The organism is Brevibacillus sp. NL20B1, from assembly GCF_018195675.1.
Lineage (GTDB): Bacteria > Bacillota > Bacilli > Brevibacillales > Brevibacillaceae > Brevibacillus > Brevibacillus aydinogluensis.
In genome coordinates, this window is the sequence record NZ_JAGTPT010000008.1 from 96,765 (window position 1) to 111,437 (window position 14,673).

The following is a 14,673-nucleotide window of genomic DNA, read 5'->3' on the forward strand; positions in this document are numbered from 1 at the left end:
ATCCTCCACACGTCCTCAGGAATCGGCTTCTTCCTGGTAATCGCATTTGGTGCAGACAATGCTGACGCCCTGCTTTTTCCGTTTCTTTTCGACGAGCATCCCGCCGCACTTCGGACAAGGACGCGCAATTGGTTTGTCCCAGGAAACAAAATCGCATTCCGGATAACGGTTGCATCCGTAAAAAATACGGTTCCTCTTAGATTTACGTTCAATGATCGATCCGGTTTCACACTGCGGGCAGGGGATGCCGAGTTCCTTGACGATCGGTTTGGTGTTGCGGCATTCGGGAAATCCGGAGCAGGCGAGAAACTTCCCGAAACGCCCCAGTTTGTACACCATCACCCGACCGCACAGTTCGCATGTCTCGTCGGATTCTTCGTCCTTCAGCTCTACTTGTTCCATCTGCTCCTCGGCAACGGCGAGCCGCTTGGAAAAATCCTGGTAGAAGGCGTCGAGCACCTTCACCCAATCGACAATCCCTTCCTCGATGTTGTCCAGGTCGGATTCCATGTGGGCGGTAAACTCCACATCCAGGATTTCGGGGAAGAACTCTTCGATCAGGGAAATGACGATCTCCCCCAGTTCGGTCGGGACGAACCGCTTCTCCTCCAGAGCCACGTAGCCCCGTTTCTGGATCGTGTCCAATGTCGGCGCATAAGTGGAGGGGCGTCCAATCCCCAGTTCCTCCAGCGTCTTGACCAGCCGCGCCTCAGTGTAGCGGGGCGGCGGCTGCGTAAAGTGCTGGGTCGGTTCGATTTCCTTCAATTCCAGCGTCTGTCCCTCTTCAATCGGCGGCAGGAATGTTTCCTCTTCCTTGCCGTCGTCGCTTCCTTCAATATATACCTTCATGAAGCCGGGGAACTTTACCTTGGAACCGGTCGCCCGGAACGTCACTTCACCTGCCGCGATGTCCACGCTCATCGTGTCCAGCACAGCAGACGCCATCTGACTGGCAAGGAAGCGCTCCCAGATCAGCCGGTACAGGCGAAGCTGGTCGCGGCTCAGCACATCCTTGAGCTGGTCCGGCGTGCGCATGACCGACGTCGGGCGAATCGCTTCGTGGGCATCCTGGGCATTTTCCTTTTTCACCTGGGCACGCGGCTCGGCCGGGACGTAATCAGCCCCGAAGTGTTCCACGATGTAGGCTTTGGCTTCCTCTTGGGCCGTCACGGAAACGCGCGTGGAGTCGGTACGCATGTAGGTGATCAGACCGACCGTTCCTTCCTTGCCGCCCAGATCAATCCCTTCATAGAGCTCCTGCGCAATCCGCATCGTCTTGGCCGCCCGGAAGTTCAGCTTGCGTGCCGCTTCCTGCTGCAGCGAGCTGGTGATAAACGGTGGTGCGGGATTGCGCTTGCGCTCCCGTTTGGTCACCTTCTGCACCACGTACGGCTGTCCCTGAATGCGGTCCAGCACCGCATTGACGTCCGCCTCTGACTTCAGCTCCCTTTTTTCGTCGCCGTATCCGTAGAATTTGGCCTCAAACGGCTTGCCGTTGCTCAAGAGCGTACTGCTGATCGTCCAGTACTCCTCCGGCACAAACCGCTGGATTTCCCGCTCGCGGTCAATGATCAGCTTGACCGTCACCGTCTGAACGCGCCCGGCACTCAGCCCTTTGCGCACCTTTTTCCACAAGATCGGGCTGATGTTGTAACCGACCAGGCGGTCCAGGATTCGCCGCGCCTGCTGGGCGTTCACCAGGTCCATGTTGATGTGACGGGGGTGTTTGAACGCCTCCTTGATGGCGTCTTTGGTAATCTCGTTGAACACCACGCGCAGCGGCTGGCTCATGTCCAACCCGAGATACTGCGCCAAGTGCCAGGCAATCGCCTCCCCTTCGCGGTCCGGGTCCGCCGCCAGGTATACCTTTTTTACTTTCTTGGCGGCGTCCTTAAGGGTTTTCAGCACATCCCCCTTGCCGCGAATGGTTATGTATTTCGGTTCAAATCCTTTCGATACGTCAACACCCATTTGGCTTTTTGGGAGGTCGCGCACATGGCCCATGGACGCTTTCACCATATATTTGCTTCCCAGATATTTTCCAATCGTTTTTGCTTTTGCTGGGGATTCGACAATCACAAGCGTGTCAGCCACTTATTTCCTCCCCTTTCTGTAAGGAATCTCCCCTATTATTAAATATGCTCATCCGATTTGTCAAACACCTGCAAGGCTTGATATTGCTTAGAGGAAATCGGACGAGGTCACTTTCTGGCAAAATAGCCTCCGGGCAAGCTGACAATGAATCCTCCTGTTTCCAGCATAAGCAGGGTCTGGTGCAGCCGCTGCCGTTCCCGCGGCGGGAGCGCTTCGGCCAGCTGGTCAGCGTGGACGGGCTCGCAGCCGATCAGCGCGTATACTTTGCTCTCCGCTTCGCCCAGCCTGCCCCCATCTCCACAGGCTGGCTGATCGTCCGCAACAGGCGTCTTAGGCCATATCCCCAATTCATCCAGCACGTCGGCCGCATTCGTTACTAGCTTTGCACCTTGTTTCAGCAAGTTATGCGGACCCGCGCTCACCTCGGAAAATATCGGCCCGGGGACGGCAAACACTTCCCGCCCCTGCTCCAGCGCACAATCGGCCGTAATCAGCGATCCGCTGCGTTCCGCCGCTTCGACGACCAGCACGCCGAGACTCAGCCCGCTGATGATCCGGTTGCGCTCGGGAAACAGGCCCGGCTTTGCGGGCGTCCCCGGCGGATATTCCGAAAGAAGCAGGCCGCTTGACCCAATCTCCGCGTAGAGACGCCGATGAAACACGGGATACACCTGGTCGATTCCGCAGCCCATCACCCCGACAGTAGGCGCTCCGGCGTCAAGTGCCGCCCTGTGCGCTTCAGCGTCAATTCCGTACGCCAGCCCGGAGACGATTACCATGCCTGTTTGGGCCAACTGTTTGACCAGGTGGCGGCACGCCGCCCGTCCATATGCAGTCGGCTTGCGGGCGCCCACGACACCGATCGCAGGCTGCTTCAGCAGCGACACATCCCCTCTGTAAAACAAGGCTAATGGCGGGTCTGGAATGTTCCTGAGCAGCGGGGGAAATGCCTCTTCCCAGAAACATACGAACGAGATGCCGGCGCGGATTCGTTCCTGCTTCACTGCCAGCACAGCGGATGGCGCAAGCGCGTCCGTCCAGGTCTGCACAGTTCTCACCCGTACGTTCCCCTCTTCCAAAACGCTCTTCCAGTTGACGGCAGCTTGCGCGAATGATCCCCAGCGCCCGTACAGCTCCCAAAGTTTTTTTCGTCCCAGACCGTTCATCTTGATCATCGCATACAGCCAATCCCGCTCTTCCAATCGATCACTTCCGACCTTCACCCGACCGCCTCCGATCTGTGCGTGGTTGTCCGGCGGCATCTGCCGCGACGTTTCGCCTGCTATTGTACACGGAGACAGCGGCGGGCACAAAAAAAGAAAGAGGGCAAGCGTCCATGCTTGTCCTCTTTCGGCACGCAAACTGCGACCAGATTGAATTACTTGTTCATTACTTTTTCCAGCAGACCGCGCTCTTTGAGCACTTCCACCAGCGTTTCGCCGATGACTGCCGGCGTTTTTGCCACGCGCACGCCGCACGCTTCCAGCTTGGCGATCTTCTCGGCTGCCGTACCTTTGCCGCCGGAGATGATTGCACCAGCGTGGCCCATACGTTTTCCCGGAGGAGCAGTTTGACCGCCGATAAAGCCTACGACCGGCTTCTTCATGTTGGCAGCGATCCATTCAGCCGCTTCTTCCTCAGCCGTACCGCCGATTTCCCCGATCATGATAACCGCTTCGGTATCCGGGTCTTCGTTGAACAGTTTCAGCACGTCGATGAATTCCATGCCTTTTACCGGGTCACCACCGATACCGACTGCGGTGGACTGACCGATACCGCGGGTCGTGGTTTGATGAACCGCCTCGTAGGTCAGGGTGCCGGAGCGGGATACGATGCCCACTTTACCCGGGGTGTGAATGTAGCCCGGCATGATGCCGATTTTGCACTCACCCGGCGTGATGATACCAGGGCAGTTGGGGCCGATCAATTTGGTCTTTTTGCCTTCCATGTAGCGTTTTACTTTCACCATGTCGAGAACCGGGATGCCTTCGGTGATGCAGATGACCAGATCCAGTTCGGCATCAACCGCTTCCATGATGGCGTCAGCCGCAAACGCCGGCGGAACGTAGATAACCGATGTGTTGGCACCGGTCGCTTCTTTTGCTTCTGCTACCGTGTTGAATACCGGAACCGATACAGTGCTGCCGTTGTCCAGCGTGAAATCGACTACGGTGCCGCCTTTGCCGGGTACTGCACCTGCAACCATTTGCGTGCCGTACTCCAGACCGCCTTTGGTATGGAACATACCGGTTTTACCAGTCATGTTCTGGGTGATTACCTTTGTATGTTTGTTCACGAGAATACTCATCGCGTAATTGTCCCACCTTTTTCATCGCGTATAGATACTTCTCGAAAAGCCTTTTCTCCGGTGCGTCCGAGACTCTGCCTTATTGAACCAGCGCTACGATCTTCTCAGCGCCATCCGCCATGGAGTCAGCCGCAACGATGTTGAGCCCGGATTCGCTGAGGATTTTCTTGCCGAGGTCCACGTTGGTGCCTTCCAGACGGACAACCAGCGGACGATCCAGTTTCACTTGTTTCGCAGCAGCAACAACGCCGTTTGCGATAACGTCGCATCTCATGATGCCGCCGAATATGTTGACAAAGATCCCTTTTACTTTCGGGTCTTTCAGGATGATCTTGAACGCTTCGGTTACTTTTTCTTCGGTAGCGCCGCCGCCTACATCGAGGAAGTTGGCAGGTTCGCCGCCGTAGAATTTGATGATGTCCATGGTCGCCATGGCCAGGCCGGCACCGTTTACCATGCAGCCGATGTTGCCATCCAGGGCGATGTAGGAGAGGTCAAATTTGGATGCTTCGATCTCTTTTTCGTCCTCTTCATCCAGGTCGCGCAGTTCCACGATCTCAGGGTGGCGGAACAGGGCGTTGCTGTCGAAGTTCAGCTTGGCGTCAAGCGCCATGACTTCGCCGTCACCGGTAACCACGAGCGGGTTGATTTCGCAGATGGAGCAATCTTTGTCGACAAATGCTTGGTACAGGCCCATCATGAACTTGACGGCTTTGTTTACCAATTCGTTCGGAATATTGATCGCAAACGCCAGCTTGCGCGCTTGGAATGGAGTCAGGCCGGTAACCGGATCGATGACTTCCTTGAAGATTTTTTCCGGGGTGCGTGCTGCCACTTCTTCGATTTCAGTACCGCCCTCTTCGGAGGCCATCATAACGACACGGCCAGTCGAACGGTCAACCACAAGACCGACGTAGTATTCCTTCTTGATGTCGCAGCCCTGCTCAATCAGGAGGCGTTTTACTTCTTTGCCTTCCGGACCGGTTTGGTGAGTAACCAGAACCTTGCCAAGCAGCTCTTGCGCATATGTACGGACTTCGTCGAGGCTTTTCGCCACTTTTACCCCGCCTGCCTTACCGCGTCCGCCGGCATGGATTTGCGCCTTCACGACGACTACCTGGGTGCCCAGTTCCTTGGCCGCTTCCACCGCTTCATCCACGGTGAACGCCACGCGTCCTTCGGGAACCTTTACACCGTACTGCTTCAGTATCTCTTTGCCTTGATACTCGTGAATGTTCATTCTCCATCCTCCTAATGGCAAATAAAGATCGGCAGGTTCGCACCGGCCCAAAGTTTGTTCCGCCAGACACAAAACTGCCTTTATCAGTGCAACGTAACTATTCTACGACAAAAATCGCAAAAGTGGTAGTGGAATTGACATGTTCTCTACTATCGTGACCAGAAGTCGAACATTTCATGAGAATTCCGCTTACTTTTTTCCCCCAAACAGGGTCAGCAGCTTGTCGTCCAGATGCTCGTGGACATACCAGGTGTCGTTCACGCGAATGTGGCGATCGTAGACGTGCACGGTCACGTCGCCCTGTTCGACGGAAAAGATCAGGCGATAGCGCTCATTGCCCGGCGACTTTGGCTGACCGGCAATCGCCACGCCGCCTTTCAGCAGCCGGACACACTGATGTGCTTTCCCCTGCTCCACCGTCGTTTCCGTCGCGCTTTGCTCGACAGACGCCACGCTTACATCCCCGGACGGCTCGATGCGGATTTTCGACGCTTGAAACAGCCTGTCCAACGCATCACCCTCCGTCCGCCGCGGCGGCAGCCATTGGGTGAGCTGCGAAAACAGCGAACCCTGGATGCTGTAGTAATGCGTTTCCCGGCCGAACGGAATGGACACCAGCGTCGGCGTTAGCATGGAAACGTGCAGGGAACGATCCCCTGCATCGATGCGCAGCAGGTAATTGGGATACAGCGGGTACTGATCGATCTTCTCGTCGCTCAGCGGGGTGGCAGCCGCAAGCACCCCCTGGAGAAATTTCGCCTGGGTTGTGCCAAGCGTAACCGTTTGACCCAAGTCTTCAGCAGTGACCACCGCCGTCTGGACTGCTGTCGGCAGCAGCCCTTTTCCCGCCTTCCGATGGATCCACTGGTAAAAGCGGTCGGCACCCGGTCCGCGATATGTATTCTCTCCGTACTGGCTTGCTTGCTTGCCCACTTCCACCACCAACGGGGCCAGCTTCTGCCGGTAGAGCACCAGCGTATAGCGAATCTCGTCCCGCTTCAGCGGCTGCGGGGAAACCTGCAGGTCTTTTCCCTGCTCGGGAAGTTCCTTGAGAAATTCGTCGAGAGCAAGAGGAACTTCCTGACCGTCCGTGGAGAGCACGGTTACCTTTTCCACGGCTCTCAGATCGGCGTCCAACTGCTTTTTCATGTCGGACTCCGCATCTTTGACGCCCTCGGAGCAGCCGGCCAGCAACAGACCGGCCATCAGTACCGGAAACACATACGCACGCAAGGTCCTTTTCATGCAGGTATCCTCCCATCGTGATCGCTGGCTTGTCAGACATCCCTGCAACTGCCCCAATCGACAGTGCGGATCGCGACGCATTTGTCACCGCGCTTGTCCAATCCGCAAACTGGTTCTGCGCCCGCCTCGTCGAAGGCGGCCGCGACGAAATTATCCCGTCTTTTTTCACGAATCTGGCGTTTGCCTTCAGCATCAGGCGCACGGCTGAGGCTGCTTCGACAGGTGGTAGAAGTCAACGTGCACGGTGTGGTCTTCCAGCTTTTTGATAACAGCCAAAAAGGTACACGAGCGGTCCCTCATTATGGAGACAGTAGTTCGCAGGTCTTATTTTATCGCAGGACTCCAAGTCTTGACCAGTTTTTTCTACCATGGTCGACAGAGCGGGAATTATTGTCGCAATGCCCGCAGATGAAGGTTTGTATCTCGCGCTTTCGGCGTTTTGGGGGAACGGCCTCGCCGCCGCCATGTATTATAGTAGTTATTTTTTACTGGTTCTTTGGCAGGGTGAGCTGCTGCGTCTACGGAAGTCCGTTCTCCCTAATGGGATGCCGGCAGCGTATGTTATTTGCTGACAATTTAGAAAATACTTGTTCACTTGTTAGAATAGTATTGCTTCCCATTCGGAGTAAAGCATTTTTTGCTCCGCTTGTTTTGTCCTACCCGATCGCATCAAAGAGAAAGCCGGGCAGATGCCCGACTGTCACTTCACCCGTACCGCTGTTCCCGTAGCGATTACCATCATCATGCCTTCGCGCAGCGTCTCGAAGTCCAAATCCACGCCGATGACGGCATTTGCCCCCAGGGCTCTCGCTTTCTCCTTCATTTCCTGGATCGCCAGTTCCCTGCCTTCGGCGAGCTTGTTCTCATAGGCACCGCTGCGGCCGCCGATGATGTCAGTGATCCCTGCCAGAAAATCGCGAACCACGTTGGCCCCCATAATCACTTCACCGCTGACAATGCCCAGATACTCCACAACTTCTTTGCCCTGCAAGGTGTTGGTGGTTGAGATGAGCATGTGATTGCCTCCCCATGAATCAAGTTCGTATTCCTACTATTATTACGGTTGGGGCAGCTGTTCGGTTGCAAACGTTTTTTCACACCGTGCCGACAGCACCTTGGCTGGCACTCCCCTGCTGCATACCGGATGCAGGTTTCGATTCTTGCAGTTGATGTTGCGGTTGCTGTTGTTGCTGTTCTTGTTGTTGCTGCGGTTGCTCCTGTTGCTCCTGTTGCCAGATATCGCCAAGTGCTCCTTCTTGCAGTTCTTGTTTGGATTCCTGGATAAATTGATTGATTTTTTGATGGTTCACCTGATTCTGCTGCTCCTCCCGCTGACAAGGCGCGGCTGGCGGCGCTATCTGCTGCCGCTTCTGCTCAATTGCCTGCTGTACGTCCTGCTGCCCATGCTGTCGTTCGTCGTTCTGCTGCTTCTTCTGTTGGTCATTCCCGGGCTCCTCGAGCTTGTTCTCGACCAGATTGAAAAACGGATTCTCTTCTTGATGCTCTCTGTGATTCAAATGAATCCCTCCTTGTTCGTAAGCGCTCAGACATCGTGTTCGCCATAAACCCCCAGTTTCATATCCATACATTTCCCATGAACAACGTTTGTATGTGTAGAAAATCCTGCATTATGCAAAAACACCCTACCGATGCCGGCAGGGTGTTTTGCACGTGCAGTTTGATAGGGTCACGCACATGTCTATTTCCTGGGTTCCACGTAACTGTCAAAGTGCCTCCAAACCTCTTCCAATTCCAGCAGGACATCCTTGGCCTGTTCGGCAGACGCCTGGGTCATCGCTCGCAGCAGGGCAGTGACGACCGAAAGCGGCGCTACCAGGGAATCCATGTGTGAAGCAATTCCTGTCGGCGTATAGAGCACCTCGTCGGCATGGCGAACCAGCGGCGAAGAGGGATAGTCAGTAATGGCTGCGACATGAACCCCTTTTTTCTTCCCGTAGGCCAGACAGTCGACCGTAAAACGGGAGTATCGCGCAAAGCCGATGCCCACAATCACATCGTCTGCGCCAAAGCGTTGCAGCTGATCAACCGTGCGCGGCTCTCCGGTAAGCAAGACGGTCTCCTTGCTCAGAAAACGCAGGTAAAACTCGAAGAAAAGCCCGATGGACAGCGTGCTTCGCGCACAAACGATTCCGATGCGCGGAGCCGCGACGAGACGTTTGACGATCCTTCCAAACGCCTCCAAATCGATTCGTTCCATCATCAGCGTCAGGTTTTGCACATCCTCTTCGAAATACTGCAGGACTGTTCGCTGCTCGGCGCTTTCCACCACGCGCGAGAGCTGGAAGCGCTCGCCGGTGGTCAACTTTGATCGGACCAGTTCCTGCAGTTCCCGCGAGAGGGCCGGATAGCCCGAACAGCCGATAAACGAGGCAAAGCGGGTAACGGTCGATTCGCTGACACCGGCCTTGCGGGACATTTCGGCGACGTTGTAAAAGGCGGCCGATTCAGGGTCCCGCAGTATTACGTCGGCAATCCGCTGCTGTGAGGGACTCATCTGTGCGTACAACTGTGACACCTTCTGGAGAATGGAAGGTCCGTATTCCATCGTGATCACCTCAATACGTTGTCCCGTACATCCAATACCGTTAAGTATACGAAAGGATAGAAGCGGCGACAACGCAGCGGAATACGACTATGCGGTCACATGTTGGCCCAGCGCGGCAAAACTTTTTTCAAACGCGTCCAGCGTCGCCTGAATCTCCGCCGGGCCGTGCGCGTCTGAGAGCGAAAAGCGATTGAGCGGTTTTGAATAGACACCGTGATCCATCAGCAGATAGTCGAGCGCAAGGCGAAGCTCGTGGCGGTTCGCCCCCAGATCGCGATAATTCCGTACTTCAGCCTCCGTAGTCAGGACGTTGAAAATGGTCCCGACGCCCATTGTTTTTACGGGGACGCCATACCGCCGGGCAAGCTCGTGAATTCCGTCGCGCAGCTGATGTGTGCGCTGCACCAGCGATGCAAAACGGCCAGGCTCCTGCAAATACCGAATCGTAGCCAGGCCTGCCGCAAGGGAGATGGGATTTCCGTTGAAGGTGCCGCTGTGAAAGACGACTTCCTGACGATTGCGGGAGCGCAGAGGCGAACACATCTCGAGAAGGCGGCGTTTTCCCCCGACGACGCCGATCGGGAACCCTCCTCCCACCACTTTCCCCAATGCGCTTAAATCGGGCGTTACGCCATAGTAATCCTGGGCGCCCCCCAAGGAAACGCGAAATCCCGTCTTGACTTCATCAAAAATGAGGATAATTCCGAGGTTGTCAGTCAGCTGCCGCAGATTTTTCATAAACTGGCGGTCGGCCGGGATATATCCGGATTGCATCGGTTCCACGATGACAGCGGCGAGCTGATCCTTTTTCTCTGTCATAATTTTTTCGCAAGCATCCCAATCGTTGAACGGAAGCACGACGGTATGCTGCAGATAGTAATCCGGTGTCCCCAGGGATTCCGGAACGGACGCCGGCGATGTTTGATCCCCGAAGCGGTCAAAGGTCGGATTTACGCTGACCAGCACATGATCGTGCGCCCCGTGATAATGGCCCTCAAATTTGGCGATATGCGTTTTCCCCGTGTAAGCCATTGCCAGACGCAGAGCAAACAGCGTCGCTTCCAAACCGGAATTGGTAAACCGCACTTCCTCAAAGCTGGGATACAGACCGGCCAGTTCTTGTGCCATTTCCAGCTCCAGCGGATGAGTTGCACCAAAACTGCTGGTCCCCTGCTGTTCCCATACTTGTTGAATCGCCTTCTGCACAACCGGATGACCATGCCCCAAAAGCAAAGCGCCATAAGACAGCAAGTAGTCGACGTACGCATGGCCGTCCAGGTCATACAGCCAGGCATCACGCGCCTGCGCAAAGGTAATGGGAAAGGGTTGATAGTATCGCAGATTGCCGTTCACTCCACCGGCAATCAACATTTGTGCCTGCTCAAAAAACGCCGCTGATTTCGGACGTTTTTCACGGTAGTGCTGCTGAAAGGAAGAAAGATTCATGGTGACTCCCCCCACGTCGTTTATGAAATAATTATTGCACCATATTTTAGTTATTGCAATATTTATTTCATAACAGCACGATCATGAAATCGGGACACAGCAGCGCAGTTAGGTGATATGCTTATTTCCGCCTGCTTGTTTCCCGAACAGGCGGCTGCCGTCTTTGCAACGTAACATTGTTATGTTACACTAATTGTGCGAAAGGGGGGCCCGTTGTGGAACAGGATCTCATCTCCAAGAAGGAACTGCTGGAACTGACAGGCATCTCATACGGCCAACTGTACCGCTGGAAGCGAAAAAAGCTCATTCCCGAAGAGTGGTTCATCCGCAAATCCACCTTCACCGGTCAGGAGACGTTTTTTCCACGCGAAATGATCCTCGCTCGCATTGACAAGATCAAAAACATGAAGGACGACTTGTCGCTCGACGAACTGGCCGATATGTTCTCGCCCGCGCCTGCGGACATATCCTTGAGCAAACAGGACTTACTGAAACGTAACATTGTTTCAAAAGTGGCACTGGACTTGTTTACGGAACAGTTCGGGGATGCACCGGTGTTTCCGTTCGATTACATCCTGGCTGTCTTCATCCTGGAAAAGCTGCTCCAGCAGGGCGTCATCAGCCTCGACGAAGGCAAAAACCTGCTCGGCACGCTGCTCCGACACTACGGCAAATTCGCAGGAAAAAATTGCGAACTGATCTTCGTTCGCAAAATGGGCGTGTCCGCTTTTCTGCTCGTCTCAAGCCCGAGCGACGTCTACTTCGAGCAGAGCGTCAACATCGTGGAACGGCTCAATATCGCCGACGTTATTGAAACACTGAAATTGAAACTATCGTAAGGGAGGAATCGCCTATGGACAGGGAAAAGCGGCACAACCTGCTGATCAGCGGGATGGGAAGCGCGTCGGGCGGGGTTTTCAACAACGTCAGAATCGACGGAATGAGCAAGGTAAACGGCGATCTGTCATGCGTCAGGTTTCTCTGCAACGGCAAGGCAGACATTAACGGCAGCGTAACAGCTGACGACAGCATCGAAGTAAACGGGCTGGCCACCATCGCCGGCTTTCTCAAGGCGGAGCACGTCGTCATAAACGGCAAGGCGACCGTCCGCGGCGACATTGTCGGTGAGCGGGCGGAGCTGAGCGGAATGCCGAACATCACCGGAAACTGCGAGGTGGAAACCCTCACCATCAAGGGCGGTATCCGCATCGACGGACTGGTCAACGCGGAAACGATTGATGTCAGGCTGTACGGACACAGCCGCATCCGGGAAATGGGCGGCAAAACGATATCGGTTCGCAGAGAGACAAACGACCTTTCCAGATTTCTGGCGTTTCTCTTTCCCCCGTTTGCGTCCAAACTGAGCGCAGACAGCATCGAGGGTGATGACATCTATCTGGAATACACGCAAGCCGGCGTGGTTCGCGGAAACAACGTGCGGATCGGTCCGGGCTGCGACATCGAACTGGTCGAGTACCGCAACAAATACGAGCAGTCTCCCGAGGCCAAGGTGACCCGTCATCAACAGGTGTAATCGTCGAAGGAGACCTGAGACATGTCCGTTGACCACTGGCATCCATGACCGCACGGCCCAAGCTGTGTCAAGCAAGCTGTGTCAAGGAGGGATACAAATGGAACCAGGCAATATCAGATCAGACTTGACCATCACCGGTACAGTGAGCGCGTCCGGCGGGGTCTACCATGACGTAAAAGTGCGCGGAGAAGGCCGAGTGGACGGCGATGTGGACTGCCGCACATTTACCTGCATGGGGAGATGCGAGTTTTATGGCAGCTTGAAAGCAGAAACGGCGAAGATCACCGGGGATGCCATCGTTTCACAAAACATGCAGGCGGCAAAGGCAAAGATCACCGGCAATCTGGACATTCACGGCAATGCCGAACTGCAGGAAGTCCTGCTTCGCGGAGAGTTACGAGTAGACGGCCATATCAGCGGAGAGGAACTGGAAATCAAAGGGATGCTCAAGGCAAAAGGCGACTGCCAGGCTGAGAGGTTTTTGGCCACCGGCAGCTTTACCGTCGGCGGGCTGTTGAATGCGGGCAGGGTCGACGTCCGCCTGTACGGTGATTCCACAGCCAAGGAAATCGGCGGCGACCAGATCTGTGTCCGCAGAGGGTTCGGGTCGGGCCTTGGCGCAATGTTTCAGTCATTGTTCTCTCCGTCCGCCGGTTCACTTACAGCCGGCACGATCGAGGGCGACGACATCTATCTGGAGTACACGAAGGCCAGCGTCGTGCGCGGAAACAACGTAACGATCGGCCCCGGCTGCGAGATTGGCCTCGTCGAATACAAGAAAACGTTACAGCAAGACAAAGACGCGAGGGTAGCCGACAGCAGAAAAGTGTAGGGATGCGTCACGAACGGAGCCGGATGACCGGCTCCGTTTCAGCGTGTAGACAAAGTCTGCGGCGCATGGGAGATCGGGCCCGCTCGCTCGCTTGACGCCCAGCACAGAAGCGAATGATGTCCGCTCCAAAACGAGACGCGGGCAGGGGACAAACATCTGGGTATTTCGATGAAGTGAGACTTGTGTCCCCTGTTGATTCCCGCGTCTTCGTTTTTCCGCTAAGTCGGTCGTCAAAGGAGCTCGCTTGGCCCATCACTCCATGCCCGTACTTTATCTCCACCTTCGGTTGATCAATGTGCAGGCCTTTCGGCCTGACAACGATGGAAAGATTGTTTCCTTGCGGAACCTCAATGAAAAAGTACAGTTTGTCTTCAGTCTGGAACGGAGCCGGATGACCGGCTCCGTTTTTGTCGGTTGAATCTGGTTTTACACGGTAACACTTTTCACTGCCTGGCTCTTGACGGGATTGACCAGCACGCCGATGCCGGATATCTCAATCTCGATCCGATCACCGTCGGCCAGCGTGAACTCATCCGGCGGGACGATGCACGTGCCGGTCAACAACACGGTGCCGTCAAAAATCTGGTTGTCCCGCAGCAGATACGCGACCAGATCATCGTACCGCCGTTTCAACTGTCCGGTGCTTGCTGTACCTTCCACCACTTTGGTTCCGTTCCGGCTGATGCGGCAGGTGATCTGGAAGGCGTACGGATCATCCACCGTTTCCGCCAGACGTATCGCCGGGCCAATTGAGCAGGAGCCCCGCCACACTTTCGCCTGTGGCAGATAAAGCGGGTTTTCTCCCTCGATGTCACGGCAGCTCATGTCGTTGCCGACCGTATATCCGAGTATTCTGCCGTCACTGGCGAGAACCAGGCCAAGTTCCGGCTCCGGGATCTGCCAATTGGAGTCACTGCGCAGGTACAATTCCCGATTGGGGCCGACCGTTCGGGCTGCGGTCGATTTAAAGAAGATCTCCGGCCGTTTCGCCTCATATACTTTGTCGTAAAACGTCGTGACGTCCAGCTTTCCGCCGGTAGCCTCGTAGTTTCTCGCATCCCGGCTTCGCTCGTACGTCACGCCGCAGGCCCAGACCTCCGGCGCTTCCACCGGCACCAAGAGCGGCAGTTCTTCCATTCGCTGCGGAATCGGCTGCGCATCGGCGATGGCTTCCTGCACCACGGCAAGCGGGCTGATCCCGCGCTCATCCGCCTCCCTCACCAGCTCGAGAAAATCGCGCTGCGGCAGCACATATACCCGGGAATCATCGAGGACAGCTGCAAGCACCGGAACAGAGTCCCCCATCAAGAATCGAATAATCCGCATATGGTACCCTCCCATTTGTTTTGTATTGTAAAACTATGTTTTAAATTATGCTGACACCCACGGGTGCACTTCCTTGTCACGA

13 protein-coding genes are annotated in these 14,673 nt (G+C 55.4%); 3 read left to right on the forward strand and 10 right to left on the reverse strand.

Going from position 1 to position 14,673, the window contains the following annotated elements; all coding sequences use genetic code 11:
* Positions 1–15: 15 nt before the first annotated feature.
* The 9 genes from topA to KDN35_RS07665 form a co-directional block, all read right to left on the reverse strand.
* The gene (gene topA / locus KDN35_RS07625; protein ID WP_212132471.1) at positions 16–2,094 is read right to left on the reverse strand and encodes a type I DNA topoisomerase; all 2,079 of its coding nucleotides are present in this window, start codon (positions 2,092–2,094) and stop codon (positions 16–18) included.
* Positions 2,095–2,201: 107 nt separating this feature from the next.
* Positions 2,202–3,317: a DNA-processing protein DprA gene (dprA, locus tag KDN35_RS07630; RefSeq protein WP_349290961.1), complete on the reverse strand. Its 1,116-nt coding sequence runs from the start codon at positions 3,315–3,317 to the stop codon at positions 2,202–2,204.
* Between the two features lie 155 nt (positions 3,318–3,472).
* Positions 3,473–4,402: a succinate--CoA ligase subunit alpha gene (gene sucD / locus KDN35_RS07635; protein ID WP_029098935.1), complete on the reverse strand. Its 930-nt coding sequence runs from the start codon at positions 4,400–4,402 to the stop codon at positions 3,473–3,475.
* Between the two features lie 79 nt (positions 4,403–4,481).
* Positions 4,482–5,642 (reverse strand): ADP-forming succinate--CoA ligase subunit beta, encoded by a 1,161-nt coding sequence (gene sucC / locus KDN35_RS07640; RefSeq protein WP_212132473.1) that lies wholly within the window; start codon positions 5,640–5,642, stop codon positions 4,482–4,484.
* A 189-nt stretch (positions 5,643–5,831) separates the two neighbouring features.
* The gene (locus KDN35_RS07645; RefSeq protein ID WP_171564625.1) at positions 5,832–6,887 is read right to left on the reverse strand and encodes a hypothetical protein; all 1,056 of its coding nucleotides are present in this window, start codon (positions 6,885–6,887) and stop codon (positions 5,832–5,834) included.
* 700 nt (positions 6,888–7,587) lie between these two features.
* Positions 7,588–7,902 (reverse strand): YbjQ family protein, encoded by a 315-nt coding sequence (locus KDN35_RS07650; RefSeq protein ID WP_171564624.1) that lies wholly within the window; start codon positions 7,900–7,902, stop codon positions 7,588–7,590.
* A 79-nt stretch (positions 7,903–7,981) separates the two neighbouring features.
* Positions 7,982–8,404: a hypothetical protein gene (locus KDN35_RS07655; RefSeq protein ID WP_171564623.1), complete on the reverse strand. Its 423-nt coding sequence runs from the start codon at positions 8,402–8,404 to the stop codon at positions 7,982–7,984.
* Between the two features lie 182 nt (positions 8,405–8,586).
* Positions 8,587–9,453 (reverse strand): MurR/RpiR family transcriptional regulator, encoded by an 867-nt coding sequence (locus KDN35_RS07660; protein WP_171564622.1) that lies wholly within the window; start codon positions 9,451–9,453, stop codon positions 8,587–8,589.
* An 87-nt stretch (positions 9,454–9,540) separates the two neighbouring features.
* Positions 9,541–10,899, reverse strand: coding sequence for an aspartate aminotransferase family protein (locus KDN35_RS07665; RefSeq protein WP_171564621.1), 1,359 nt, complete (start codon positions 10,897–10,899; stop codon positions 9,541–9,543).
* A gap of 215 nt (positions 10,900–11,114) precedes the next feature.
* Between KDN35_RS07665 and KDN35_RS07670 the strand changes: the two genes are divergently transcribed.
* The 3 genes from KDN35_RS07670 to KDN35_RS07680 all read left to right on the forward strand — a co-directional run bounded on the left by KDN35_RS07670 (position 11,115) and on the right by KDN35_RS07680 (position 13,265).
* A complete protein-coding gene (locus KDN35_RS07670; protein WP_212132474.1) occupies positions 11,115–11,738 on the forward strand; it encodes a YhbD family protein in 624 nt (207 codons plus the stop codon).
* Positions 11,739–11,752: 14 nt separating this feature from the next.
* Positions 11,753–12,433: a polymer-forming cytoskeletal protein gene (locus tag KDN35_RS07675; protein ID WP_171564619.1), complete on the forward strand. Its 681-nt coding sequence runs from the start codon at positions 11,753–11,755 to the stop codon at positions 12,431–12,433.
* Positions 12,434–12,530: 97 nt separating this feature from the next.
* Complete coding sequence (locus KDN35_RS07680; RefSeq protein ID WP_171564618.1) at positions 12,531–13,265, forward strand: polymer-forming cytoskeletal protein; 735 nt, start codon at positions 12,531–12,533, stop codon at positions 13,263–13,265.
* A 426-nt stretch (positions 13,266–13,691) separates the two neighbouring features.
* Here KDN35_RS07680 and KDN35_RS07685 read toward each other — a convergent pair whose 3' ends face one another.
* Positions 13,692–14,591, reverse strand: coding sequence for a fumarylacetoacetate hydrolase family protein (locus KDN35_RS07685; RefSeq protein ID WP_171564617.1), 900 nt, complete (start codon positions 14,589–14,591; stop codon positions 13,692–13,694).
* Positions 14,592–14,673 lie beyond the last annotated feature (82 nt).

Bases quoted from the DNA above. Each gene is read 5' to 3' on its own strand.
- sucD (WP_029098935.1), bottom strand. From the start codon at position 4,402: ATGAGTATTCTCGTGAACAAACATACAAAGGTAATCACCCAGAACATG.
- KDN35_RS07665 (WP_171564621.1), bottom strand. From the start codon at position 10,899: ATGAATCTTTCTTCCTTTCAGCAGCACTACCGTGAAAAACGTCCGAAA.
- KDN35_RS07650 (WP_171564624.1), bottom strand. From the start codon at position 7,902: ATGCTCATCTCAACCACCAACACCTTGCAGGGCAAAGAAGTTGTGGAG.
- KDN35_RS07660 (WP_171564622.1), bottom strand. From the start codon at position 9,453: ATGGAATACGGACCTTCCATTCTCCAGAAGGTGTCACAGTTGTACGCA.
- KDN35_RS07685 (WP_171564617.1), bottom strand. From the start codon at position 14,591: ATGCGGATTATTCGATTCTTGATGGGGGACTCTGTTCCGGTGCTTGCA.
- KDN35_RS07645 (WP_171564625.1), bottom strand. From the start codon at position 6,887: ATGAAAAGGACCTTGCGTGCGTATGTGTTTCCGGTACTGATGGCCGGT.
- KDN35_RS07680 (WP_171564618.1), top strand. From the start codon at position 12,531: ATGGAACCAGGCAATATCAGATCAGACTTGACCATCACCGGTACAGTG.
- sucC (WP_212132473.1), bottom strand. From the start codon at position 5,642: ATGAACATTCACGAGTATCAAGGCAAAGAGATACTGAAGCAGTACGGT.
- KDN35_RS07675 (WP_171564619.1), top strand. From the start codon at position 11,753: ATGGACAGGGAAAAGCGGCACAACCTGCTGATCAGCGGGATGGGAAGC.